The sequence below is a fragment of the Neisseria sp. genome, from assembly GCF_041804105.1.
Classification (GTDB): Bacteria; Pseudomonadota; Gammaproteobacteria; order Burkholderiales; family Neisseriaceae; genus Neisseria.
On sequence record NZ_JBHCJY010000079.1, the window covers coordinates 1 to 25,502 of the forward strand.

Below are 25,502 nucleotides of genomic sequence, written 5' to 3' on the forward strand. Positions count from 1 at the left end.
AAGGCAATGGGCACCCCGATAAAGGGGCTAATTGGGGGAAATATGGACGAGAAACACGTCTGAAAATGAAAAAACGGTTACCTTGATTGTTCAGGTAACCGTTTGGATGGAGTAGCTGGTATTTCGCAAAGGTCTCAGCCTGCTTTATTCTCGGTCTGCAAATGTTCTCCGCCATGTGTTGGGGCTGACTTGGTAGCGTTCTTTAAAATGCTGGCGGAAGCTGACGGAATTGTGAAATCCTGTCTGTACACTGATTTGCTCGATAGAAAGTGCGGAATTTTCCAGCAGTTCCAAACTGTTTTGCAGGCGTAGACTAATGAGCCATTGGGTAAAACTGATGCCCATTGTTTTCTGGAAACGGCGGGTAAAAGTGCGGCGGCTCATGGCAAGTTGTACGGCTAAGTCGTCAATATGGTAATCGGCCGCAGGATTTTGGCGGACGGTTTCAATCAGCGTATTGAGTCGGCTGTCTTTTCCTGAGTAGCGCACAGGATTGTCGATGAATTGAGCCTGTCCGCCTTCACGATGCGGCGGTACAACCATCAGTCGGGCGATTTTGTTGGCAATACGGCTGCCGTAAAACTTGCGCACGATATAAAGGCAGCAGTCTAAACCCGCCGCCGTGCCTGCCGAGGTAATCAGGCGGTGGTCGTCTACATAAAGCGCATTGGTGTCGAGTTGCACTTGCGGAAAACGGCGCACAAAATCGTCTTCGCCAGCCCAATGGGTAGCCGCTTTTCTGCCGTCGAGCAGCCCCGAGTAGGCCAGCGCATAAGTGCCGTAGCATAAACCGACCAGCGTTGCACCGTTTTGATAAGCCTGAATCAGAGCCTTGAGTAAAGGTTCGGACGGCGGCTCAGTAATGTCGTGCCAACCTGCCACCACAAGAATATCCATCTGCGACGTCAGCTCCAGCCCTCCGTCGCAAGGCAGAAGGATTTCAGACGGCCTGTCCGGTTCTGCATTCAGAATATAGAGATCGAACAGTTTTTCGGGCAGCATATCGCCGAAGACCATCTGCGGCACGGAAAAATGGAACAGTTTGACTTGCGGCAGGAACAGCAGGCCGATTTTGGGTGGAGGATTCATGGCGGCATCCGTAAAATTTGGCCTGATTCTTTCGCTTATTGTCAGAAAAGTCAATTTTTTCCGGGAACATTTTTCAGCAAAATACAGCTGTTTTTAACCCGACCGCAGGAGAAATGTAATGAAAACCGCTTTGTTGATTGTTGATTTTCAAAACGATTATTTCCCCACTTTTAACGGCGCAAAATTCCCGCTGCACCAAACCGAACAAGCTGCCGACAAGGCTGCGAAGCTGCTGGCGGCATTCCGTTCCAAAGGCTTGCCCGTTGTACACGTCCGGCATGTTTTCCAAGGAGAAAACGCCCCGTTTTTCGGCGAAGGCACGCAGGGTGCGGAAATTCATGCCAGCGTTGCCCCGATTGAAGGCGAAGCCGTCGTCATCAAACACCAAATCAACAGTTTTCGAGACACGGAGTTGTTGGAAATTCTGAAAAAACAAGGTATTGAAAAATTGATTGTTGCCGGAGCCATGAGCCATATGTGCATCGATGCCGCCGTTCGTGCCGCCTGTGATTTCGGTTTCCAATGCGCGGTTGCACACGATGCCTGCGCGACTCGCGATTTGGAATTCAACGGCAAAGTCGTGCCTGCCGAACAAGTCCATGCCGCCTATATGGCCGCGCTGGCGTTTGCCTATGCCCAAACGGATACGGCAGAAAATCTGATTAACGAGCTGAAATAAAAGGAACAAAATGAAAATCCGTCCCATATTGCTTGCTTTGGGGCTAAGTACCGGTCTGTTTCAGACGGCCTATGCCTTCGACTATCAACACATCCGCAACGCCACCGCCAAAATCACTTACGGCGGCACAACCTTTCTGGTCGATCCCTATCTTGCTCCGAAAGGCACATATACCGGTTTTGAAGGTACGGTGAACAGCGAAAAGCGTAACCCTTTGATTGATATGAAACAGTCTGCGAAAGAAATTATCAAGGACATAGATGCGGTCATTGTTACCCATACCCACGACGACCATTGGGACAAAGCCGCCCAAGAAATGCTGCCGAAAAACATCCCCGTTTTCGTGCAGAACGCAGGTGATGCAAAAATTATCCGTGGTCAGGGTTTTACCGATGTGCGCGTAGTCGGTAAGAACACCGACTTCAATGGCGTGAAACTCTCCAAAACCGGCGGGCAGCACGGTACGGATGCCATGTATGCCGTACCGCAGCTGGCCGAATTGGCAGGCGATGCAATGGGCGTGGTGTTCCGGCACAATAAAGAAAAAACGCTGTATATCGCCGGCGATACGCTGTGGACTTACCATGTTGACCATGCGCTGCAAAACTACCGTCCCGATGTGATTGTACTCAACACCGGAGAAGCCAAATTGCAAGGCTTCGAAGGTGCCATCATCATGGGCAGGCAGGATGTGCTGACCGCCGCACAAAAAGCCCCGAATGCACAAATCGTTACCGTACACATGGATGCAGTCAACCATGCCACGGTAAGCCGCCGCGACCTGCGCGCGTTTGTCAAAGCCAACCGCCTAGGCAAGCGCGTCAGCGTGCCGAAAGAAGGGGAAGTGTTGAAGTATTGACGCAAAAGCAAATCGGAAAGGCCGTCTGAAAGTTTTTTCAGACGGCCTTGAGTGCGGTATTTTCTTGGGGATGTTAAAAAATCTGAATCTATTTGCCTGTACACCGATTGTGCCTTGTTTTGGGGACATGGATTGCCGTTATGGCCGAGGTTGCTGCCTTACCGTAAAAAACCGCCTGTGAAGAGTTACTGTTGAAAGTGATGAGTAATGCCGTCTGAAAAAAGATTTCAGACGGCATGTTGTATTGCAGGTCTGCAATTGGTTCTGAACGGCTCAATGTTGCTCCGACGGCTTATCCGACAATTGCAGGCCGTCTGAAACCGCCGGCCTTGCTTTCCCTTTTGCCCCTGCTTCGGTATCATTCGCCTATCCTGAACCCTATCCCGAAAGGCTTTGAAATGACGGTTTGGCCTGTTCCCGACTTCGAGCGGAAAATATGTGCGCCCGAGGATTTGGCGGCGCGTTTGGATGCGTTGCCGCGTCCGTTGGTGTTTACCAACGGCTGTTTTGACATTCTGCACCGCGGCCATGCGACTTATTTGGCGCAGGCGCGGTCGGCGGGGGCGGCGTTGGTGTTGGCGTTGAATACGGATGCGTCGGTGCGGCGTTTGGGAAAGGGGAGCGACAGGCCGGTGAATCCGCTGGAAAACCGTGCGGCGGTGGCGGCGGCGCTGGGTTGTGTGGATTTGGTTACGTGGTTCGACGAGGATACGCCGTCTGAACTGATTGAACTTGTGAAGCCGGACGTGTTGGTGAAAGGCGGCGATTGGCCTGTGGATAAAATCGTGGGTGCGGCGGAAACGCTTGCGCGCGGCGGCAAGGTGTTTTCGATTCCGTTTCTGCATCAAACTTCCACCACGGCAACGTTGGAAAAAATCCGTGCGGCGAAGGGCGGATGATGTTGGACAAACCGCAATACCGTCAGCTTTTGGCGGCGCTTTCAGACGGCCTGCCGCAACATGTCGCTCAGCTTGCGCGGCTGACGGGCGTGCCGCCGCAACAGCTCAACGGCATTTGGCAGCAGATGCCGCCGCACATTCGCGGCCTGCTGCGCCAGCATGACGGACAATGGCGGCTGGTGCGGCCGCTGGCGGTGTTTGACGAAGCCGGACTGGTGCGGGCAGGGGAGAAGCTGGGTTTTCAGACGGCCTTGATGCACGAGTGCGAATCCAGCAACGATGTCGTGCTCGAAAGGGCACGCAATGATGCGGCGGCGGCACACCGTTTTCTGTGCGTGGCTCATCATCAGAGCAAGGGGCGCGGGCGGCAGGGCCGGAGCTGGCAGAACCGTTTGGGCGAATGCCTGATGTTCAGTTTCGGCTGGGCGTTCGACAAGCCGCAGCAGGAATTGTCGGCACTGCCGCTGTTGGCGGCGCTGGCCTGCCACCGTGCGTTTGCGCAATTGGGTGCGGAAATACAGATCAAATGGCCGAACGATTTGACCGTGGGGCGCGACAAGCTCGGCGGCATCCTGATCGAAAGCGTGCGCAGCGGCGGCAAAACCGTGGCCGTGGTCGGTATCGGCATCAATTTCGTGTTGCCGAAAGAAGTGGAACACGCGGCATCGGTGCAGGCGCTTTTTCAGACGGCCTCTCGGGGCGGGGTTGCGGCACTCCGCGTTTTGGAAGCGGTTTTGGCGGAAACCTCTGCGTTGTTCGATGCGTTTGAACGGCAGGGTTTTACACCGTTTATCCAGGAATACGAAGCGGCCAACCGCGATACCGGCCGCCCCGTGCTGCTGATTTCAGACGGCGTTGTGCAGCATGAAGGCACGGTGAACGGCGTGTGTGCCGACGGTTCGCTGCGACTGCAGACGGCCTTAGGCGAGAAGCGGATTGTGTGCGGCGAAATCAGCCTGCGTCCCGACGACAATCCGCCGCCCCCGCCGCCTGCCGCGCCCGTACGCTATCTGCTGTTGGATGCGGGCAACAGCCGCCTGAAATGGGCTTGGGTGGAAAACGGCGTCATCGGCGAAGTGTCGCGCGCGCCTTACCGCGATTTGTCGGCATTGGGCGAGGCGTGGCGGAGCAAGCCCGACGGGGCGGTGCGCGTGGCCGGTTGCGCCGTGTGCGGCGATGCCAAAAAAGCCCTGGTGCAGGAGCAGTTCGGCGACACGGTTGTCGAATGGCTGCCGTCGATGCCGCACGCACTCGGCATCCGCAACCATTACCGCAATCCGGCCGAACACGGTGCTGACCGTTGGTTCAACGCCTTGGGCAGCCGCCGTTTCACCGCCAATGCCTGCGTGGTCGCAAGCTGTGGAACCGCCGTCACCACCGACGCGCTGACTGCCGACAACCACTATCTCGGCGGCACCATCATGCCCGGCTTCCACCTGATGAAAGAAGCCATGGCTTTGAAAACCGCAAACCTCAACCGCCCCATCGGCAAAGTGTATCCTTTTCCCACCACCACGCCCAATGCGCTGGCCGCAGGCATGATGGATGCCGTCTGCGGCGCACTCATTCTGATGCACGGCCGTCTGAAAGAAAAAAGCGGCGCGGATACCCCTGTCGACGTGATTATTACCGGCGGCGGCGCGGCCAAAGTGGTGCAGTCGCTGCCCGAGTCTTTTGTTTTGGACAACACAGTTAAAATTGTAGATAATCTAGTGCTTTACGGATTACTCAACTGGATAGAACAAAAATGAAATGGCTTTTCGCATTGCTGGTTGCCATCAATATCGCCGTGTTCGGCAGCATGGTGGCGACACGTTTGGGAAACAACGCACAAAAAACCGCCCAAGCCCCGATTGAGAGCGGCACACACGAACTCCAGCCTCCCCCGACCGTTGCGCTCACGCCCGCATCTGCCCCGCCCGCCGCACCCGAATGGGTAGCGTCTTCCGCCCCCGCCGTTTCTTCCGCATCGGAACCCGCCCCGGAGCCTGAAGCAGCGTCGGTTGCCGTTTCCGCAGCCGTTCCGCAGGATGCCGCACAACAGAAAGCCGAAGAAGAAAAAGCCGCCAAAGCCAAAGCCGAGAAAGAAAAGGCGGAAAAGGAAAAAGCCGACAAGCTGGCCAAAGAAAAAGAGAAAAAGGAAAAGGAAGAAAAAGCCAAACGCGAAGCCAAAGCCAGGCGTGAACAAGCCGACAACGCCGATATGCCGTCTGAAAGACCCGCCCGCGCGCAGCAGTGTTCCACCGCCGCCATCAGCCTCGACGAAGACGACTACCACCGCCTCAAAGGATTGCTCAACCGCTGGCCGCACGCAGCCACCCGCAGCGTCGAACAGCGCAGCAGCAAGACCCGGCAGCAGGGCGCGGTCAGAACCTACCGCGTACTCGTTCCCGGCGGCGGCGACATCGATGCCCGTTTGGAAAGCCTGAACGCCAAAGGTTTCGGCGGCAGCGCGCACAACGGCGAAATCAGCATTGCCGTTACCCGCAGCCGCTCTTCCGCCCAAGTCCTGATTTCCCGCCTGCGCGCTTCGGGCTTCGGCGGCGCGCACATCATGGAACAGATGGACAGCAGCAATATCGGCGGTTCGGGCGCACTGAGCGTGGCTCGGATGCACGTTACCTTCACTTCCGTCGATGCCCAAACCGCCCAAGACATCCGCGCCGTGGTAGGGCGTTACGGCAACCTGAACGTGAAAAACTGCAAGTAAAGCCGCCGCCGGCAAATCCGGTGATTCCGTCAAACAGGCCGTCTGAAAAATTCAGACGGCCTGGGGTTTTGGAGAAACTGAATGAGACATCATTGGGATGGCAAACAGATTTTCCAAGCCGAATATCTCTGCCGCCACTCCCGCGCAGGCGGGAAACCAGACCTGAATGGTCGGCAACATTTGATGGAAACAAACACAGGTTTAAATTCATGGTTTACTGTTCTTACGGCTCCCTGTTCGTATGGCTGAATAAAGTCGGCAAATACAGAAAGGCCGTCTGAAAATTTTTGGGGCTGACGTAGAATTAGTATTTCCGCTGATCTACAGAAATAAAGATAACTCACTGTAAACTAAAAGAGTATCCAAAGAAAACTTCTTCGGTTTTTTGTACTGCGTTGCAGACAGAAAATGTGGCAGGATGTCTGTTTCATCCCCTTTTAAATGTCTTACTTAGTTCATTCAAAAATGTCAGATAACAAAAATCCAATCTATATTCCTTTCAAAAACGCGCCAATATGGCGGCGGATTGTTGCGGGACTGATTAATCTGGCGGCCTGCGCAGCGGTTGCCGGCGTCTTAGGAACCCTTGTTTTCGCCGTATTCAGCAATGCTTTCACGCCCAGCGAAGCCGCGCTGGAAGAGGCCGGCTCTCCCGGCGGTTTTTTCATCGTTTTATTGGTAGGCGTACTGATATACGGCCTGACCGTGCTTGCCACCTGTGCAGGGACCCAAGCGACGGCCTATATTTATATTTTGCTCACCGGCCGCAGTTTGGGCGGAAAAATCATGCGTTTGCAGGTATTGGGTAAGGACGGCAGGATTTTACCGCCTCAGGAACAGGCTTTTGTCCGCACTATGCTGTTTTGGAATGTTTTTCTTTTCATAACGTATAACCTGCTGCTGTTTGCCACGGCATCCGTTTGGTCGGAAATGTCGGTATGGCACTGGGCTGGATTGGCATTGCTGCCGCTACTGGTGAACATGCTTTCATTCTGCATTCATCCGCAGCGGCGCAGTTTGCAGGATTTGTTTTTCGGTACGCGGGTGGTGCTGGAGGGCGAAAGCAGCCGGACGGATTAGCCGCAGGATGCAACAAGGCCTGTCTGAAAAAACGGGTTTCGTGCAACTGCTGCTTCTTCAGACAGGTATTATTCCGTTGAAATATATAGTGAAATAAAATCAGAAAACTACAGCGTTGTTTGCGCCTTGCCGTACTATCTGTACTGTCTTCGGTTTGCCGCCTTGTATTTTTCTTATTTTATTCCGCTATAAAACATATCCACCGTCATTCCCGCACAGGCGGGAATCCAGACCTGAACGGTCGGTAACATTTGACGGAAATGAACACGGGTTCAGATTCATGGTTTGCTGTTCTCACGACTTCCCGTCTGTATGGCTGAATAAAGGCTGTAAGTAAAGTAAGGCCGTCTGAAAACTTTTTCAGACGGCCTTTCCGTTTGCGGGCATCAACCCGTTTCAAAAACCTCCGAACATCACACCACGATGTTGACCAAACGACCCGGCACGACAATCACTTTTTTCGGTGCTTTGCCCTCCATGAATTTCACCGCGCCGTCGGTGGCGAGTGCGGCGGCTTCGATTTGGTCTTTCGGCGCATCGGCGGCGACGGTGATTTTGCCGCGCAGTTTGCCGTTGACCTGCACCATGATTTCGATTTCGGATTTGACCAGCGCGGCTTCGTCGGCTTGCGGCCAGCCTGCCGCCCATAAGGTTTCAGACGGCCTCAGTTCGCTCCACAGGGCTTCGCAGATATGCGGCACGATCGGCCACAGCAGGCGCACGGCGGCTTCGAGCACTTCCTGCGCCACGGCACGGCCTTGCTCGCCCGAGGTGTCGCCATTTTTATTACAGCTGTCGAACTGGTTGAGCAGTTCCATCACAGCGGCGATGGCGGTGTTGAACTGCAAACGGCGGCCGTAGTCGTCGCTGACTTTGGCGATGGTTTCGTGCAGTTTGCGGCGCAGGTCTTTCAGCGCTTTCGGCAGGCTGTCGTGGCCGTCTGAAAAGGCTTGGGCGGCGGCTCCGCTGTTTTTGAATTCGTACACGGTGCGCCACAGGCGGCGCAGGAAGCGGTGCGCGCCTTCGACGCCGCTGTCGCTCCATTCGAGCGACTGTTCGGGCGGACTGGCGAACATCATGAACAGCCGCGCGGTGTCGGCGCCGTATGCATCGATCAGTTCCTGCGGGTCAACGCCGTTGTTTTTGGATTTCGACATTTTTTCCACGCCGCCGATGATGACGGGTTGGCCGTCGGCACGCAATACGGCGGAAACGGGGCGGCCTTTTTCATCGGTTTGCACGTCCACTTCGGCGGGGTTGAACCATTGTTTTTTGCCGCCTTCCGGCTCGCGGTAATAGGTGGCCTGCAACACCATGCCCTGCGTGAGCAGGCTTTGGAACGGTTCTTTCACGGCGACGATGCCTTCGCCGTGCATCAGTTTGGTGAAGAAACGGGCGTACAGAAGGTGCAGAATGGCGTGTTCGATGCCGCCGATGTATTGGTCGGCCTGCTGCCAGTATTGCGCGGCTTCGGGGGCGACCATGCCGTCTGAAAACTTGGGCGACATATAGCGGAACTGATACCAGCTCGATTCCATAAAGGTATCCATGGTGTCGGTTTCGCGCTTGGCGGGTTTGCCGCAGCAGGGGCATGTAGTTTGGTAAAACTCGGGCATTTTCGCCAGCGGCGAGCCGGAGCCGTCGGGCACGACGTTTTCGGGCAGCACCACGGGCAGCTGGTCGGCCGGCACGGGTACGTCGCCGCAGCTTTCGCAATGGATAATCGGAATCGGGCAGCCCCAGTAGCGTTGGCGCGAGATGCCCCAGTCGCGCAGGCGGTATTGCGTTTTCGGTTCGCCCGCGTTCAGGCTTTGCAGTTTTTCGCCGATTTTATCGAAGGCCGTCTGAAAATCCATGCCGTCGAACTCGCCGCTGTTTTTCAGACGGCCTGTTTCTTTGTCGGCATACCAATCCTGCCATTGCGTTGCGTCGAATGCATCGTCGCCCACCGCAATCACCTGTTTAATCGGCAGGCTGTATTTGTTGGCGAACTCGAAATCGCGCTCGTCGTGTGCGGGCACGGCCATCACCGCGCCGTCGCCGTAGCCCCATAAAACGTAGTTGGCAATCCACACTTCCAAGCGTTCGCCGTTAAGCGGATTGATGACATAGCGGCCGGTCGGCACGCCTTTTTTCTCCATCGTCGCCATATCCGCTTCGGCCACGCTGCCCGCCTTGCACTCGGCGATAAACGCCTGCAATTCGGGCTGGTCGGCAGCGGCGGCGGCAGCCAGCGGATGTTCGGCGGCCACGGCCACATAAGTCGCGCCCATCAGCGTGTCGGGACGGGTGGTATAGACCTGCAGGAACTGCGCGTAATCGCCCTCCAAACCGGTTTTGCTGTCGTCGGCCACGGCGAAGCGCACGGTCATGCCGCGCGATTTGCCGATCCAGTTGCGCTGCATGGTTTTCACCTGTTCCGGCCAGTTCAGGTCGTCCAAATCGGCCAGCAGCTGCTCGGCGTAATCGGTGATTTTGAAGTAGTACATCGGGATTTCGCGCTTTTCGATTAACGCGCCCGAACGCCAGCCGCGCCCGTCGATGACCTGCTCGTTGGCCAGCACGGTTTGGTCGACAGGATCCCAGTTGACCGTGCCGTTTTTGCGGTAAACGATGCCTTTTTCAAACAGCTTGGTAAACAGCAATTGCTCCCAACGGTAATACTCGGGTGTGCAGGTGGCCAGCTCGCGTTCCCAGTCGAACGCAAAGCCGAGCGATTTCAACTGCTTGCGCATATAGGCGATGTTGTCGTAAGTCCACGCCGCCGGCGCAACCTTGCGGTCGATGGCGGCGTTTTCCGCCGGCATGCCGAACGCGTCCCAACCCATCGGCTGCAACACGTTGAAACCGTTGAGCAGCTTGAAACGGCTCAGCACGTCGCCGATGGTGTAGTTGCGCACATGCCCCATGTGCAGCTTGCCGCTGGGGTAGGGGAACATGGACAGGCAGTAGTATTTCGGCTTGGACGTGTCTTCGGTAACGTTGAACAGGCGCGCGCCGTCCCATTTCGCTTGTGCGGCGGGTTCGACGGCGGAGGGCTGGTAATGTTCTTGCATGATGGTTCTGCTTTGGAAATGTTGTAAAAATCAAAACGTGGATTATAGCCGATTCGCAAGAGCGGGGGGCGAACAAAGGCCGTCTGAAAATGTTTTTCAGACGGCCTCTGCGCACCCCCGCACCAATGGTCGGACAAACTCTTCTGTACGGATTAACACAAACACACCCGATTTTCCTTGCATGACAATAACCATAAAAATAATTTATCATGACTTTTTTGTGCCGCAATGCCCCGAAACCTCCGTCATACGGCATGTCCGACAGAATCCGTTATGATGTATACAGAATATAAATGCCTGTGCGGTAAAAAGAATTTAAACCGTTTTTTCGGAAATATAACCCGATAACGGGGAACGAAATCGGAAAGCCGTTGCCACACAGACATCGGTGCCTGAAATTCGGCATCCGATACCGATTAAACATTTAGATTATTGAAGGAGTTGATTATGAAAACCCTGAAACAGCATGAACTGGAACAAGTAGCCGGCGGTTACAGCTGGAATGACTTCTAAAGAAGACTTGCGCGACCTGAAAGACGACGTAAGGGACGGCTGGAAAGCTTTCGACGACGGTTTGTCTGACAACGGCAGCCTGAGCGACTCTTGGAGACGTGCCCGTAACGCTGCCCGCAACAACTAATCGGACGGTTGTGCGATTATGAAACCTTTAGGTTTGAAAGAATTGGAACAGGTGGCAGGAGGCGAAGCCTGGCTGCCCGAGCAATTCGGTTTTTATCCGCGTCGTACGGTCGGTTTCGGCCGGCAGGAGGAGCGGGACTGAGGGTTCAAACGGAAGAAGCGGCCTGCTTCTTCCGTTTATCTATGGAGAAAGCCGGAGAGGTTTTCTCCGTTTTTTTGACTTAAAAGCATATGAATCGGGTATTTGCCCGCTGTTTTCAGGTTGCGCAGGTAGTCTCCCAAGGGAAGCATGGCCGTATGCAGGCCGCACAACCGAAAAAGGCCGTCTGAAAGTATCTTACGATACCGTTCCTTTTCAGACGGCCTTTTCCTCTTGATTTCCCCGCCTCCGCCCATATTTGCAGAGCCATTCTCCATTATCAGACAACCGAACAAATCATGAGCAATAAAGACTTTTACGAAACGCTCGGCGTGGCAAAAGGCGCTGGCGACGAGGAAATCAAAAAAGCCTACCGCAAGCTGGCGATGAAATACCATCCCGACCGTAATCCGGGCAATAAGGAAGCGGAAGACAAGTTCAAAGAAATACAGAAAGCCTACGACACGTTGTCGGACAAGGAAAAGCGCGCGGCTTACGACCAGTTCGGCCATGCCGCGTTCGAACAGGGCATGGGAGGCGCAGGCGGATTCGGCGGAGGGTTCGGCGGGTTCGGCGGCGCGCAGGGCTTCGACTTCGGCGATATTTTCAGCCAGATGTTCGGCGGAGGCGGTGGGCGGCAGCGTGACTATACCGGTGCCGATTTGCAGGTGGGTGTGGAAATCACGCTCGAGGAAGCCGCCAAAGGCATTAAGAAACGCATCAATATCCCGACCTACGAAGAATGCGACGTCTGCCATGGCAGCGGTGCGAAACCCGGTACGTCGGCCAGCACCTGTTCCACCTGCCACGGCAGCGGTACGGTTCACATCCGCCAGGCCATTTTCCAGATGCAGCAAACGTGTCCGACCTGCCAAGGCACGGGTAAGGAAATCAAAGATCCTTGCGTGAAGTGCCGCGGCGAGGGGCGAACCAAAACCAGCAAAACCGTCGAAGTCAACATTCCCGCAGGCATCGACGACGGCCAGCGCATCCGCTTGAGCGGCGAGGGCGAACCGGGTACGCACGGTGCGCCTGCAGGTGATTTGTATGTGAACGTGCGGGTGAAAGAACACAAAATCTTCGAGCGCAACGGCTTGGATCTGCACTGCGAACTGCCCATCAGCTTCGCCGTGGCCGCACTCGGCGGCGAGGTGGAAGTACCCACGCTGGAAGGCAAGGTCAAGCTCAACATCCCGAAAGAAACCCAAACCGGCCGCCGCATGCGCGTAAAAGGCAAAGGCATCAAATCGTTGCGCTCCAACGCCGTCGGCGATCTGTACTGCCATGTGCTGGTGGAAACCCCCGTCAACCTGACCGACCGCCAGAAAGAGCTGCTGGAAGAGTTTGAAAAAATCTCCACCGGTCTCGACCGCAGCCAGACCCCGCGCAAAAAATCGTTTTGGGACAAAGTAGGCGATTTGTTCGAATAACCCGATATCAAATCCTAAGGCCGTCTGAAAAACTTTTCAGACGGCCTTAATCCAAATCAAGGCAGGCCGCCTGAAAGGGGCTGTAATGCCGAAAATATGTTATAAATAGCCACTTTCCGAAACCCACCCCACAGGAGCAAACACATGGAATTAGTCTTTATCCGCCACGGCCAGAGCGAGTGGAACGCCAAAAACCTGTTTACCGGCTGGCGCGATGTCAAACTGAGCGAACAAGGTTTGGCCGAAGCCGCAGCAGCAGGCAAGAAACTGAAAGAAAAAGGCTACCAGTTCGACATCGCCTTTACTTCCGTGCTCACCCGCGCCATCAAAACCTGCAACATCGTCTTGGAAGAATCCGACCAACTGTGGGTGCCGCAGGTAAAATCCTGGCGTTTGAACGAGCGGCACTACGGCCAGCTTCAGGGATTGGACAAAAAACAGACCGCCGAAAAATACGGCGACGAACAAGTGCACATCTGGCGCCGCAGCTATGACACGCTGCCGCCGCTGCTCGACCCCGCAGACGAATTCTCCGCCCACAACGACCGCCGTTACGCCAATCTGCCCGCCGATGTCGTTCCCGACGGCGAAAACCTGAAAGTAACGCTCGAACGCGTCCTGCCTTTCTGGGAAGACCGCATCGCCCCCGCCATCCTGAGCGGCAAACGCGTACTCGTCGCCGCCCACGGCAACAGCCTGCGCGCACTGGCCAAACACATCGAAGGCATCAGCGACGAAGACATCATGGGTTTGGAAATCCCCACCGGACAGCCGCTGGTGTACAAGCTGGACGAAAATTTGAAAGTGGTTGAGAAGTTTTATCTGTAAGGTGTCGGATTTGCTTTAGATTGACCATAAAGGCCGTCTGAAAGAGGTTTTCAGACGCCCTTTTCCATACTTGTGAAAAGGGTATCGGTTGAAAGGTGCGGCAGACAGAGGAGCTGGTTTGGTGCAGACCGGAATAGTTGTCGCCGCTTTTCAGTTCCAAAACAAAGGCCGTCTGAAAAATTTTTCAGACGGCCTTTGCGAATAATAGACTTGGTTTTGCTACGGCTTCACGTTTTATGCGCCTAAAAACCAGAACTTCGCCGCCCAAGCCACGGCGACGATCCATACCATGACGGGTACGTCTTTGGCACGGCCGCACAGGAGTTTGATGGCGGCGTAGCTGATGAAGCCCATGGCGATGCCGTCGGCGATGGAATAGGTAAAGGGCATGAAGGCGATGGTGAGGAAGGCGGGGGCTGCTTCGGTGATGTCCTGCCAGTCGATTTCGATGGCCGAGCGCATCATCTGTACGCCGATGTAGAGCAGTGCGGGAGCGGTGGCGAAAGCGGGTACGGCTTTGGCCAGCGGCACGAACCACAGGCAGGCCAGCAGTAACACGCCTACGGTAACAGCGGTCAGGCCGGTGCGTCCGCCGGCGGATACGCCTGCCGCGCTTTCGATATAGGGCGTGGTGGATGAGGTGCCCAAAGCCGCGCCCGCGACAATCGCGGTGGAGTCGGCGAACAGGGCGCGTTTCAGGCGCGGCAGTTTGCCGTTTTCCAGCAGGCCTGCGCGGTGGGAAACGCCCACCAGAGTGCCGGTGCTGTCGAACAGGTCAACCAGGAAAAAGACGAATACGACGGCAATCAGGCTGCCGTTGAGCAGGCCGTTGAAATCCATCTGCATGAAGGTGGGTTCGAGACTGGGAATCGGGGCGACGATGCCTTGGAATTCGGCCAGCCCCAACGCCATGGCAATCACGGTGATGGTGAAAATGCCGATAATCATCGCGCCGCGCACTCGGAAATAGTCGAGCGCGATGGTGATGAACATACCGAACAATGCCAGCAACACCGGCCAGTTGGCGGATTTGCTGCCGTCGGCGGTCATGATGTAGAGCTGCCCCATGCCGACCAACGTGGCTTCGTTGGCAACGATGATGCCGGAGTTTTTCAGCGCAATCAGCGCGAGAAACAGGCCGATACCGGCGGCAATCGCCATTTTCAGGCTCATCGGCAGCGCGTTGACCAGCATTTCGCGTACTTTGAAAAAGCTGAACAAGATAAAGATGATGCCCGACATGAACACCGCCGCCAGCGCAACCTGCCACGGCACGCCCATGCCTTTGACCACTGCGAAAGTAAAGTAGGCATTCAGACCCATGCCCGGGGCGAGTGCGATGGGGTAGTTGGCGAACAGGCCCATCACGAAGCAGCCGATGGCGGCGGAAATACAGGTGGCCACGAACACCGCGCCGAAATCCATGCCGGTAAGCGACAGAATCGACGGGTTGACGATGACGATGTAGCACATGGCCAAAAAAGTGGTGAAACCTGCCAAAAGCTCGGTGCGCACGGTGGTGCCGTGTTTGCTCAGTTGGAACAGGCGTTCGAGCAGGCTGTTGTTCGGATTGTTCATTTTCAGGATTTCCGCAGGATTGAAAGGAAAAACAGGAAGCGCGGATTATACGGAAATTTACGTAAAGCTGACAGGGTGTTTACACGGCGGCAGGCCGTCTGAACAGGTGGGCGGCCTGTATGGGACAGCCGTTCCGTTTCGGATTTCAGACGGCCTTTTTTCGGCCGGTGGTGTTCCGGCCATCCGGCTTTATTCGGATTCGGTATCGGGCATTATGGGGCTGCGCGAACCGGAAGATTGCGGCGGATAAACTTGCGAAGCGGTGGGGAAGTTTTTCCCGTGGCCGTTATTTCCGCACAGGCAAAATCCGTGCATGGTTTTTAGGCCGTCTGAAAACGGCGGAATTTTCTTGTTCCGCTTCTGCGGTTTCCCGTCTGTACGGGAATCATGGCTTTCAAGTTTATGTGTTTGCGGATGTGCGGCAGACATTCCGTTTTCGGACGGATTGCGGAAATACGGTGGAAGATGGTTTGGAACAGCTTTGTACGCAGGCCGCAAAAAAGCCGCCTGTTTTTCAGACGGCCTGCGTTTTTAAGGGAGAATCTGCCGAACGCTTCAGCGCGTGCTGCGGACAGATTCGACAGGTTTGCGGTTGAACGAGCGTTTGGATGCTTGGAAAACCGCGAGTCTTCTGCGATGTTGCATTTCTGTTTCCTTTCTTAATGTTAAAGACTTATTATGGTCGGGAAATCTGCCGCGCATGTTCTTTACGCGGCGGGGCTTGTTTTTGGGTCGGGTCTCAATATAGGGGTTTATGCACTCAATGGCAAGCCCTGTTTTGATAAAGATTGTTTATTTAACATGAAATAAGGCAAAAGGCCGTCTGAATTCAGACGGCCTTGTTGCTTTTTTAAAACAAAAGCTTAAATCAGGTTAACCGCAGCCCTTGGAACTGCCCCCGCATTTTCCGCACCCCGGACAAGGAGAACCGGAACTGCGTTTGGGTTTGAATACGAATTTGCGCAAGATGTAGGCAATGCTGGCGGCAACGATGATGCCGACGATGATATATTGTTCCATCACATAATCCTCGAAGTAATCTGGTAAACGGCAAAAGCGAATACATAAGCCAGAACAAACAGATAGACGGTAATGCCTAATGTTTTCGCAGTGGATTTGGTTTCCCGCTTAATCACGGCGAGCGTGGCCATGCACATCGGCGCGTAGATGTACCATGCGAGAAAAGCAAATGCGGTCGGCAGCCCCCAGTTGTTGTTCACAATCGGAATCAGCGCGTTCTGTACCACTTCTTCCGAATCCGAACTGACGGAGTAAATCGTGCCGAGTGCGGCCACCACCACTTCGCGGGCGGCAATGCCCGGAATCATGGCGATGCACATTTCCCAAGTGAAGCCCAGCGGGGCAAACAACGGTTCGATAAAGCGGCCGATTGTGCCGGCCAAACTGTAATCGATGTCTGCACCCGCCGCGCCTGCCGGTTTGGCTGGAAAACTGGTCAACGCCCACAGAATCACGCTCAGGGCGAAAATGACCGTACCCGCGCGTTTCAGGAATGCGCTGACATGTTCCCACAGGTTTTTCGCGATGTGTTTGAAATTGGGCATGCGGAACGTGGGCAGTTCCATCAGCAGCGGAAACTGCTGCACGTTGCCGTTGCGCCGTGCCAGCCGTTTCATGACATAGGCCGTCAGCGCGGCGGAAACCACGCCCGCGACATACAGCCCGAATAACGTCAGCCCTTGCAGGTTGAACACGCCCCACACGGTGCGCTGGGGAATCACGGCGGCGATAATCAGTGCGTAAACGGGCAGGCGGGCGGAACAGGTCAGCATCGGTGCGGTCATAATCGTTACCAGCCGTTCGCGCGGGTCTTGGATGGTGCGGGCCGACATGACCGCAGGCACGGCACAGGCGAAGCTCGACAGCAGCGGAATAAAGGCGCGGCCGGACAAACCCGTGCGCGACAGCAGGTTGTCGAGCAGGAAGGCCGCACGCGGCAGATAGCCCGAATCTTCCAGCAGCAGGATAAAGGCAAACAGGATGGCAATCTGCGGCAGGAACACCAAAACGCTGCCGATACCGGCAATCACGCCGTCAACCAGCAAATCCTGCAACACGCCAGCGGGAACCACCGTCTGCACCCATTCGCCCAACACGCCGAACGCGCCTTCGATACCGTCCATCAACGGCGCAGACCATGTGTAAACGGCTTGGAACACCAACAGCAAAACCGCGGCCAGCAGCAACAGCCCCCATACGCGGTGCATCACCAGATTGTCCAGCGAGCGGTGCCATTGCGGCAGCTCCATATTGTGCCGCACCACCTGCTGCAGAATCGATTCCACTTGGGCATACATGGCTTGGCTGTCCAGTTGTTCCAAACGCCGCACCGCTTCGTCCGCATCCAATACGGCGGCAACCTTGCGCGGCATTTTCTCCACCGCTTCGCATACCGCTTCGATGTCTTCTTTGCGGATGGCTGCCGTTTCCAAAACCGGCACTTCCAAAAGCGCGCTCAATTTTTCACGGTCAATCTGCAAGCCGCGCGCTTTGGCAACATCGCTCAGGTTCAGTGACACCACCATCGGCAGGCCGAGCGTTTTCAGTTCCAACACCATCCGCAGCGTCATGCGCAGGTTGGTGGCATCCGCCACCGCAATCACCGCGTCGGGGCGCACGCCCATCTTGCCCAGCAGCACATCGCAGGCCACCTGTTCGTCGAGACTGGTGGTACGCAGGCTGTAAGTACCCGGCAGGTCGATGATGCGGACGTTTTTGTTTTTTACAAACACCCCCTCGCGGCGGTCAACCGTTACCCCCGGATAATTCGCCACTTTCGCGTTCGAACCGGTCAGGCCGTTGAACAGCACGGTTTTGCCGCAGTTGGGCGCGCCGAGCAAAGCATAGTAAGCCAAATCCATCACACACCTCCTTCCTCAAAGCAGCAGATGATTTTGTCGGCTTCGGCATTGCGCAGGGAAAACTGCGAAAGATTGCCCAAACGCACCGCATACGGGCCTTTCCCGAACGGCCCCAGCGCAATCACGGTAACAGGCATGCCGTCTGAAAAGCCCAAATCGGCCAAACGGCGGCCGACCATGCGGTCAAGCTTTCCGAAAACAGGATTTTCCACAATGGATTCGATGCGGGCGGAAACGCCCAAAGGAAGTCGGGACAACGGCACGGATTTCATCAGTATCTCCCATCGTTTTATTTTGGATTCAGCAAACGGAAACTGTAAGACAGCCGTAAAAATCGGACAAATACCGGAAAAGATATAAATGAATTATTGTTTTCTTCAAAACAATAATAGTTCTTCTCTGCTAAAAAAGCAATGTTGTTTCAAACCGTTTTGATTGTCATATTTCAATTGTTATGATGTAAATCAACAGCATCAGGACAAACGGAAAACCGTTTTCAGACGGCCCTCGGAAAAACCGTCGGGCAAACAGGTATCAGAAGGCGGCAGATATCTTTGCTTACGGGAAACACCGGATGGCCGACCGCAGCGGAAAGGCCGTCTGAAACCCACGCCCCTGCCGTTTTCCAGTACAATACCCGCCTTGATTTTTCCCCGATGTCCGGCACGAACCATGTCCAAAAAACCGAAACACGAACTCGAAAACAACAAACTCAACAAACGCCTGCGCCACGCCGTCGGCGATGCCATCAACGATTTCAACATGATTGAAAACGGCGACAAAATCATGGTCTGTCTTTCCGGCGGCAAAGACAGCTACGCGCTCTTGGACATTTTGCGCCAGCTTCAAGCCAGCGCGCCGATTGAGTTCAGCCTTGTTGCCGTCAACCTCGACCAAAAACAGCCCGGCTTCCCCGAACACGTTCTGCCCGAATACCTCGAATCCATCGGCGTGGACTACAAAATCGTCGAAGAAGACACCTACTCCACCGTGAAACGCGTGTTGGAAGAAGGCAAGACCACCTGCTCACTGTGCAGCCGCCTGCGCCGCGGCATCCTCTACCGCACCGCCAAAGAATTGGGCTGCACCAAAATCGCCCTCGGCCACCACCGCGACGATATTCTGGCGACCATGTTTCTCAATATGTTTTACGGCGGCAAACTCAAAGCCATGCCGCCCAAGCTCGTGAGCGACAACGGCGAACACATCGTCATCCGCCCGCTGGCTTATGTCAAAGAAAAAGACCTGATTAAATACGCCGAACTGAAACAGTTCCCGATTATTCCGTGCAACCTGTGCGGTTCGCAGCCCAATCTGCAACGCCAAGTCATCGGCGATATGCTCAAAGACTGGGACAAACGCTTTCCCGGCCGCATCGAATCCATGTTTTCCGCCCTGCAAAACGTCGTGCCCTCACATTTGGCCGACACCGAACTCTTTGATTTCGCAGGTCTACAGCGCGGCCAAACCCTGAAACACGGCGGTGATTTGGCATTCGACCGCGAAAACGTACCGGAACGCTTTTCAGACGGCCTCGAAGACAAAGACGGCAACGAAATCAAAATCAGGCCGTCTGAAAGGAAAGTCATCAACATTCTGGCCAGTAGGCCGAAAACGGATTGCAGAGGTTGAACCGGTTGCCGAAAGATTAAAGGCCGTCTGAAACGTGTTTTCAGACGGCCTTTGTTTACGCGTTTAAAGCATCAAATCAATACATGCCTTCGCGCTCTTCGCGGGTGGAGATGTAGATGTTTTTCACCTGCGTGTACGCGGCCAGCATCATTTTGTGGGTTTCGCGGCCGATGCCTGAGGTTTTATAGCCGCCGAATGGGGCGTGTGCGGGCAGGCGGTTGTAGCAGTTTACCCAAACGCGGCCGGTTTCGAGGGCGCGGGATACGCGCAGGCAGCGGTTGATGTCTTTGCTCCACACGCCGCCGCCCAAGCCGTATTCCGAATCGTTGGCCATTTTGATGACTTCTTCTTCGGTTTTGAACTTAATCACGGTGGCTACGGGGCCGAAGATTTCTTCCTGCGATACGCGCGCGTCGTTGCTGTCGGCTGCAATCAGGGTCGGTTCGTAGAATTCGCCGGAAGCGAGTTCTCCTTCGACTTTTTTACCGCCCGTGATGATGCGGCAGCCTTCCTGTTCGCCGATTTTCACGTATTTGGTGATGGTTTCGATTTGGGCGGCGTTGACCTGTGCGCCCATTTGGGTGTCGTCTTCCCAAGGCAGGCCGACTTTCACTTTTTTAAACTCTTCGGCAAGGGCGGCAACGAATTTGTCGTAAATGCCTTCCTGCACGAAAATGCGCGAACCGGCGCAGCAGACTTGGCCTTGGTTGAACAAAATGCCTTTTTGCGCGCCTTCGAGGGCTTTGTCGAACGGCATGTCGTCGAAGAAGATATTGGCCGATTTTCCGCCCAGTTCCAGCGTGGCCGGAATCAGCATTTCGGCAGCGGCGATACCGATGTGGCGGCCGACTTCGGTTGAGCCGGTGAAGGCCAGTTTGTTGAAGCCTTTGTGGTGCAGCATGTATTCGCCGGATTTCGAGCCTTTGCCGGTAATCACGTTGAACACGCCTTTAGGCAGCAAATGATTGATTTTTTGAGCGAAAGACAACAGGCTCAGGGACGTGCTGGAAGACGGGTGCAATACGATGGTGCAACCTGCGGCCAAGGCGGGAGCGATTTTCCATGCGGCCATCAGGAAGGGGAAGTTCCAAGGAATGATTTGGCCGACCACGCCGATGGGCTCGCGCAATACGATGGACAAATCTTCTTCGTCCAGTTGGGTGGCCGTGCCTTCTTCGCCGCGAATCACGCCAGCGAAATAGCGGAAGTGGTCGGAAGCCAGCGGAATGTCGGCGGCGCGGGTTTCGCGGATGGGTTTGCCGTTGTCGAGCGTTTCCTGCAGGGCAAACAGTTCGGCGTTTTCGTCGATTACGTCGGCGATTTGGTTGAGAATGGCTGCGCGTTCGGTAACGGTGGTTTTTTTCCACGTTTTGAACGCTTCCTGCGCGGCGGCAACGGCGGCATCCACGTCTTCGTTGGTCGCATCGACAAATTTGGCCAGCTCCTGCCCGTTGGACGGATTGTACGACGCCATCAGCTCGCCTTTGCTGCCTTTGGTGAATTCGCCGTTGATCAGCAGGCCGTATTCTTTGTCAAACACGTTTAAATCTTTTGCCATGATGGTTCTCCTGAGTATCGTTCGTTGTTTGGTTGCAAGTCTTTGCGGACTCGTGTTTCAGCTTAAAACTTTTTGCCGGCCACTTCAAGCCGTTCCGCCAAGAAACATTCTTACAGCATAACGGTATAAATCTTAGTTTTCTTGTCAACAATAGGTTTGCGCGGCATCAGGCCGCCTGAAAAACATGATTGCCTTAATATATTTTTACGCAGTCACGTTAAAGTGTTAATGTTATGGTATAACATTTTCTTTTTTGATTTCAAAAGGATAGCTTGATTTCGGGTATTGACAACCGCCGTTTTGCGGGCGCATACTGGAATGGTCGGAATCCGGATGACGCTTGTAAGACGGCAAAGGCGCGGATTCTGAGCGTCAACCCCGTTTTCCCATTCCACAAGGAGAAGAACCATGGCAAAAATGAAAGCAGCAGTTGTTACCCAAAACAGCGACGGCAACGTAGATATTATCGAACGTGAAATCCGCCCGCTGGAAACCAACGAAGCACTGGTAGAAGTGGAATATTGCGGCGTATGCCATACCGACCTGCACGTTGCCGCCGGTGACTATGGTCAAAAACCCGGCCGCGTATTGGGTCACGAAGGCATCGGTATCGTAACCGAAGTCGCCCCCGGCGTAACCAAACTGAAAAAAGGCGACCGCGTCAGCATCGCATGGCTGTTCAAAAGCTGCGGCTCCTGCGAATACTGTAACACCGGACGCGAAACCCTTTGCCGCACCGTGCTGAACGCAGGCTACACCGCCGACGGCGGCATGGCCACGCACTGCATCGTTGATGCAGACTACGCGGTGAAAGTGCCCGACGGCCTCGACCCCGCACAAGCCAGTTCGATTACCTGCGCGGGTGTAACCACCTACAAAGGCATCAAAGTTTCAGGTGTTCGTCCCGGCCAATGGATTGCCATCTACGGCGCAGGCGGCTTGGGCAACTTGGGCGTTCAATACGCGAAAAAAGTGTTCGGCGCGCATGTGATTGCCATCGACATCAACGACGACAAACTGGCTTTGGCCAAAGAAGTGGGCGCGGATTTGGCCATCAATGCCGCCAAAGAAGACGTTGCCAAAGTGATTCAGGAAAAAGTCGGCGGCGCGCACGCTGCGGTGGTTACCGCCGTATCGCGCAACGCCTTCAATTCGGCAGTTGACGCCGTACGCGCAGGCGGCCGCGTGGTGGCCATCGGCCTGCCGCCCGAAACCATGGACTTGTCGATTCCGCGCATCGTGCTCGACGGTATCGAAGTGGTCGGTTCGCTGGTGGGTACGCGCAAAGATTTGGAAGAAGCGTTCCAATTCGGCGCCGAAGGTATCGTCGTGCCCGTGGTTCAAAAACGCACGCTCGACGAAACCAACGCGATTTTCCAAGAAATGCGCGACGGCAAAATCCAAGGCCGTATGGTTATCGACATGAAAGCAAGCTGCGGCTGCGGCAACCATTGATAAACGTTTGAGCGTTTGACAAAGGCCGTCTGAAAATGTTTTCAGACGGCCTTTTGCTTTATGGGGTATGTTTTTACAACACTGCACCGAACGGTTTTCATGAGATGTTTACTCCGCTTTTTCTTCTCCGTTTGTTGCGGGTGTGGTGAATCAGCTGATGGGCAATATTCAGGGTTGTTTTGGAAAGTGCCGGAATTTCAAAAGTCCGGATTCCCGCCTGCGCGGGAATGACGGTTATTTAAAGATGGCGTGCGAATCAACACATTATCCGTGTGCTGTCTTTTAAGACGCTGTTTTATATGAACTTTTTTATATTTCAAATATATAAAGGCCGTCTGAAAGTTTTCAGACGGCCTTTTGTTTGAGACATATGTTTCCGCAACACCGTACCGAACGGTTTTCCTGCGGGTTTTACTCCGTTTTTTCTTCTTTTTCTTCTCCGTCTTTCGGCGGTACGGGGGCGAACCAGCCGACGAGCAGCAACAGCAGGCCGACAACGATAAAGGAAACGATACGGGCGATGCCGCCGCTGTTGCCCAATTCCACCAAGAACAGTTTGACGACGACCACGCCCATCAGCGATGCGCCGATAACCCACGGCGTGCGGCGGCGGGATTGGTTGCCGCGCACCATCAGGACGATGGCGGTCAGCGCCCAGACAATCGACAGGCTGGCTTGCAGGCCGAAGGAGGCCAGCAGGGTGGCGATGTTCCACTCGACGCCGCCGAAGAAGTGCCACACGCGCATCACGCCTGCGCTCAGGAAGACGAATGCCAGCGCAAGCGGAACGGCATAAATCCGCCGCTTGTCGGCTTCCGGCCAGTTTTGCGGCGTCCATGCGCCAAGCCAGCGGAAGGCCTGCCACAGCATGGCGGCGGAGGCGATTTCAAGCGGGTTGGCCAGCGGGAAATAAGGCAGCGGTGCTGGGGCGGACGGGCGGACGATGTTAACCCACAGCAGCCATGCGGCAAGTGCGGCGGCGCAGACGGCGCTACCGATGTGCCAATAGGCGGTTCGGTTCGCGCCGATAAACGGGCCGTTGCGTTTGGCGTAGAGCACCAGCCACAAGGCAAACGGTACGGCAGCCCATGCAAGCTGCGCCCATACGCCGCCGAGATGGGCATCACCGAGCGTGCCGACGAATTTCGTCCACAGCGTGCCGAACAGCAGCAAGCTGGCGGCGTGCAGCGTTTCGGCATGTTTGCGGGACGGCAACGCGTTCAAGAGATAGAAATGCAGCGCGCTGCCCGCCGTCAAGACCAGCAGTCCTGCCCACGGCCATTGCGGGAAGTCGTACAGGAAGGCAGTCCATGCGAAGGTTGCGGTAAACAGCGGCAATACGCACAGCAGCTGCGTCCAGCCGCTGCGCTTGGCGGCAACGGCCAACGGCAGCGCAAACAGCGGCAGCGTCCACCATGTAGGCCGCAGCCACGCCAGACTGCCGGTTTCGATGCGGCCGAGGCCGTTCCATACGGCAAACACGCCGAAGCCGAGCGCGGCGGCAAGCTGAACCCGGCCTGCGTTGCGGATAAAACCGTTGGCAAAGTTTTCAGACGGCGGTTTTTGCAGCGCATAAGCCGCCCACAGCATCGGTACCGTGCAGGCCAAGGCCGGCAGGATGAAGTTGTCGGAAGAAAACAGCAACAGAACGTCAACCAGCAGCAGACCCGCCGTGATGCCGGACAAGGCGGTTGCGCTTGCGAATACGGAAGAACCGGAACGGCGCGCGCACCAAGCCCATACCGCCGCCAACACCGCCGTTGCAACCATGCTGCCGCGTTCGGCAAACAGTATGAACGGCAGCAGCGCGGCATGCAGCACCGCCAGCGACAATACGGCCGTCTGAAAATGTTTTTCCCACACCGCCGAACCGTTGCGGCGGCGGGCAAACCACAGCCAATACATCAGGCCGCCGCCGACGGCCGCCAATACCGTGCCGAACAGCGAACCTTCGAGCATCCGGCCTGCGGCGCTGTCTGCCCATGAATAATCTTCAAGCTGTGTCAGCACCGCCAGCACATACACGCCCAGCGCAATCAGGCGCGTGTGCGGCTGCCGCTGTTGCAGGGCGAACAGGTAAACCAGCGCGGCTTCGACCGTCCACACCGCCGCCGTCCATTGCTGGCCGAACGCAAGCGGCACGGCCAGCGTACCGAACAGCAGGGCCAGCGCGGCGAATGCCTGTTTCAGCACGGCAAACCGTTCATGCTGTCTGAAAAAGGCGGCAAGCAGCGCGTACACCGCCGCAAACCCGGCAGCCGACCATGCCGCGCCGTATTCCCACGCTGCAACCATCGGGTATTGCAACCCGAATGCGGCCAGCGCGGTGCCGAACAGCAGCGTGCTGTCGAGCGCGTCGACGTGCAGGCCGTAGGCGCAGAACGTTTGCCACATGCGCGCCAGCGATGCATTGTCGGGAATGTCTTTCAGACGGCCTTCGTAAGGTTTGTCCCGCAGCAGGCGGCGGGCAAACAGGCAGGCAATCAGCGTATAGAGCAGCCAGTGGTAAATCAGGAACGGCTCGGTGGTGGCGAAATGCTGCGGCGTGTAAGCGCCCGCGCCCCAAACCGCGCCTATGGTAAACGTGCCGACGAAACCGGTGATGTTGAGCGAACGCCATGCCTTAAACCACGCAATCGCCGCCACGCCCGCATTCAGAATCGCCAGATAGCTGAACAAAACCAGATAGTTGCCGCTGCCGTCCGACACCAGTACCGGCGCGGCCAAACCGCCCAGCAGCGCAAACTGCGCCAAAACCAGCGCGTTCTGCCGCACCGCCAGCAGCGCCATCAACACGGTCAGCGCAACCATGGTGCCGAACACGGCTGGGGCGGGCAGCAGCGGATGCAGCTTGAGCGCGGCCAGCGACGTGAGATACATCACCGCCACGCCGAAACCCTGCAACACGAGCCCGTATTCGCGGCCGCGTTTCTGCAAACCCCAGCCCGCCGCCGGGGCCGCCACACCCGCCGCCGCCACCATCACATAA

22 protein-coding genes are annotated in these 25,502 nt (G+C 55.8%); 13 read left to right on the forward strand and 9 right to left on the reverse strand.

What is annotated here, in order from left to right; translation table 11 throughout:
* Positions 1 to 144: 144 nt before the first annotated feature.
* Positions 145 to 1,089: a GlxA family transcriptional regulator gene (locus ACEYDX_RS07370; protein WP_373741375.1), complete on the reverse strand. Its 945-nt coding sequence runs from the start codon at positions 1,087 to 1,089 to the stop codon at positions 145 to 147.
* Between the two features lie 118 nt (positions 1,090 to 1,207).
* Here ACEYDX_RS07370 and ACEYDX_RS07375 point away from each other — a divergent pair, with 118 nt between their 5' ends.
* From ACEYDX_RS07375 to ACEYDX_RS07400, 6 genes are all read left to right on the forward strand, one after another.
* Positions 1,208 to 1,768 (forward strand): cysteine hydrolase family protein, encoded by a 561-nt coding sequence (locus tag ACEYDX_RS07375; protein ID WP_373741376.1) that lies wholly within the window; start codon positions 1,208 to 1,210, stop codon positions 1,766 to 1,768.
* 10 nt (positions 1,769 to 1,778) lie between these two features.
* Positions 1,779 to 2,627 (forward strand): MBL fold metallo-hydrolase, encoded by an 849-nt coding sequence (locus ACEYDX_RS07380; protein ID WP_373741377.1) that lies wholly within the window; start codon positions 1,779 to 1,781, stop codon positions 2,625 to 2,627.
* A gap of 398 nt (positions 2,628 to 3,025) precedes the next feature.
* Positions 3,026 to 3,526: a D-glycero-beta-D-manno-heptose 1-phosphate adenylyltransferase gene (gene rfaE2 / locus ACEYDX_RS07385; RefSeq protein ID WP_373741378.1), complete on the forward strand. Its 501-nt coding sequence runs from the start codon at positions 3,026 to 3,028 to the stop codon at positions 3,524 to 3,526.
* On the forward strand, positions 3,523 to 5,277 hold the full coding sequence (locus ACEYDX_RS07390; RefSeq protein ID WP_373741379.1) for a bifunctional biotin--[acetyl-CoA-carboxylase] ligase/type III pantothenate kinase: 1,755 nt from the start codon (positions 3,523 to 3,525) through the stop codon (positions 5,275 to 5,277). The genes rfaE2 and ACEYDX_RS07390 overlap by 4 nt, the downstream gene beginning before the upstream one ends.
* Positions 5,274 to 6,236, forward strand: coding sequence for a cell division protein (locus tag ACEYDX_RS07395; protein WP_373741380.1), 963 nt, complete (start codon positions 5,274 to 5,276; stop codon positions 6,234 to 6,236). The genes ACEYDX_RS07390 and ACEYDX_RS07395 overlap by 4 nt, the downstream gene beginning before the upstream one ends.
* A 465-nt stretch (positions 6,237 to 6,701) precedes the next feature.
* The gene (locus ACEYDX_RS07400) at positions 6,702 to 7,316 is read left to right on the forward strand and encodes an RDD family protein (RefSeq protein ID WP_373741381.1); all 615 of its coding nucleotides are present in this window, start codon (positions 6,702 to 6,704) and stop codon (positions 7,314 to 7,316) included.
* A 413-nt stretch (positions 7,317 to 7,729) separates the two neighbouring features.
* Here ACEYDX_RS07400 and leuS read toward each other — a convergent pair whose 3' ends face one another.
* Positions 7,730 to 10,372, reverse strand: a complete 2,643-nt coding sequence (gene leuS, locus ACEYDX_RS07405) for a leucine--tRNA ligase (RefSeq protein WP_373741382.1) — start codon at positions 10,370 to 10,372, stop codon at positions 7,730 to 7,732.
* A gap of 447 nt (positions 10,373 to 10,819) precedes the next feature.
* Here leuS and ACEYDX_RS07410 point away from each other — a divergent pair, with 447 nt between their 5' ends.
* The 5 genes from ACEYDX_RS07410 (at position 10,820) to ACEYDX_RS07430 (ending at position 13,408) form a co-directional block, all read left to right on the forward strand.
* A complete protein-coding gene (locus ACEYDX_RS07410) occupies positions 10,820 to 10,885 on the forward strand; it encodes a ComC/BlpC family leader-containing pheromone/bacteriocin (RefSeq protein WP_373741395.1) in 66 nt (21 codons plus the stop codon).
* The gene (locus ACEYDX_RS07415) at positions 10,875 to 11,012 is read left to right on the forward strand and encodes a hypothetical protein (RefSeq protein WP_373741383.1); all 138 of its coding nucleotides are present in this window, start codon (positions 10,875 to 10,877) and stop codon (positions 11,010 to 11,012) included. The genes ACEYDX_RS07410 and ACEYDX_RS07415 overlap by 11 nt, the downstream gene beginning before the upstream one ends.
* Positions 11,013 to 11,030: 18 nt before the next feature.
* A complete protein-coding gene (locus tag ACEYDX_RS07420; protein WP_373741384.1) occupies positions 11,031 to 11,153 on the forward strand; it encodes a hypothetical protein in 123 nt (40 codons plus the stop codon).
* A 296-nt stretch (positions 11,154 to 11,449) separates the two neighbouring features.
* Positions 11,450 to 12,580, forward strand: coding sequence for a molecular chaperone DnaJ (gene dnaJ, locus ACEYDX_RS07425; protein ID WP_373741385.1), 1,131 nt, complete (start codon positions 11,450 to 11,452; stop codon positions 12,578 to 12,580).
* Positions 12,581 to 12,724: 144 nt separating this feature from the next.
* On the forward strand, positions 12,725 to 13,408 hold the full coding sequence (locus ACEYDX_RS07430) for a 2,3-diphosphoglycerate-dependent phosphoglycerate mutase (protein ID WP_373741386.1): 684 nt from the start codon (positions 12,725 to 12,727) through the stop codon (positions 13,406 to 13,408).
* A 234-nt stretch (positions 13,409 to 13,642) separates the two neighbouring features.
* Here the strand turns inward: ACEYDX_RS07430 and ACEYDX_RS07435 are convergent, their stop codons facing one another.
* From ACEYDX_RS07435 to ACEYDX_RS07455, 5 genes are all read right to left on the reverse strand, one after another.
* Complete coding sequence (locus ACEYDX_RS07435; protein ID WP_373741387.1) at positions 13,643 to 14,986, reverse strand: NCS2 family permease; 1,344 nt, start codon at positions 14,984 to 14,986, stop codon at positions 13,643 to 13,645.
* A gap of 189 nt (positions 14,987 to 15,175) precedes the next feature.
* Positions 15,176 to 15,301: a hypothetical protein gene (locus ACEYDX_RS07440; protein WP_373741388.1), complete on the reverse strand. Its 126-nt coding sequence runs from the start codon at positions 15,299 to 15,301 to the stop codon at positions 15,176 to 15,178.
* Positions 15,302 to 15,859: 558 nt separating this feature from the next.
* On the reverse strand, positions 15,860 to 16,006 hold the full coding sequence (locus ACEYDX_RS07445) for a FeoB-associated Cys-rich membrane protein (RefSeq protein ID WP_373741389.1): 147 nt from the start codon (positions 16,004 to 16,006) through the stop codon (positions 15,860 to 15,862).
* Entirely contained in the window at positions 16,006 to 17,868 is a 1,863-nt protein-coding gene (locus ACEYDX_RS07450; RefSeq protein WP_373741390.1) for a ferrous iron transporter B, read from the reverse strand. Before ACEYDX_RS07450 ends, ACEYDX_RS07445 begins: the two co-directional genes overlap by 1 nt.
* The gene (locus ACEYDX_RS07455; RefSeq protein ID WP_373741391.1) at positions 17,868 to 18,140 is read right to left on the reverse strand and encodes a ferrous iron transport protein A; all 273 of its coding nucleotides are present in this window, start codon (positions 18,138 to 18,140) and stop codon (positions 17,868 to 17,870) included. The genes ACEYDX_RS07450 and ACEYDX_RS07455 overlap by 1 nt, the downstream gene beginning before the upstream one ends.
* Positions 18,141 to 18,540: 400 nt before the next feature.
* Between ACEYDX_RS07455 and ttcA the strand changes: the two genes are divergently transcribed.
* A complete protein-coding gene (ttcA, locus tag ACEYDX_RS07460) occupies positions 18,541 to 19,500 on the forward strand; it encodes a tRNA 2-thiocytidine(32) synthetase TtcA (RefSeq protein ID WP_373741392.1) in 960 nt (319 codons plus the stop codon).
* A gap of 76 nt (positions 19,501 to 19,576) precedes the next feature.
* Here the strand turns inward: ttcA and ACEYDX_RS07465 are convergent, their stop codons facing one another.
* Entirely contained in the window at positions 19,577 to 21,058 is a 1,482-nt protein-coding gene (locus tag ACEYDX_RS07465) for an aldehyde dehydrogenase family protein (protein ID WP_373741393.1), read from the reverse strand.
* 417 nt (positions 21,059 to 21,475) lie between these two features.
* Between ACEYDX_RS07465 and adhP the strand changes: the two genes are divergently transcribed.
* Positions 21,476 to 22,513: an alcohol dehydrogenase AdhP gene (gene adhP / locus ACEYDX_RS07470; protein WP_373741396.1), complete on the forward strand. Its 1,038-nt coding sequence runs from the start codon at positions 21,476 to 21,478 to the stop codon at positions 22,511 to 22,513.
* 411 nt (positions 22,514 to 22,924) lie between these two features.
* On the opposite strand, the gene ACEYDX_RS07475 is transcribed toward adhP, so the two are convergent.
* A partial coding sequence (locus tag ACEYDX_RS07475; RefSeq protein WP_373741394.1) for a DUF2339 domain-containing protein occupies positions 22,925 to 25,502 on the reverse strand: 2,578 nt, incomplete at its 5' end.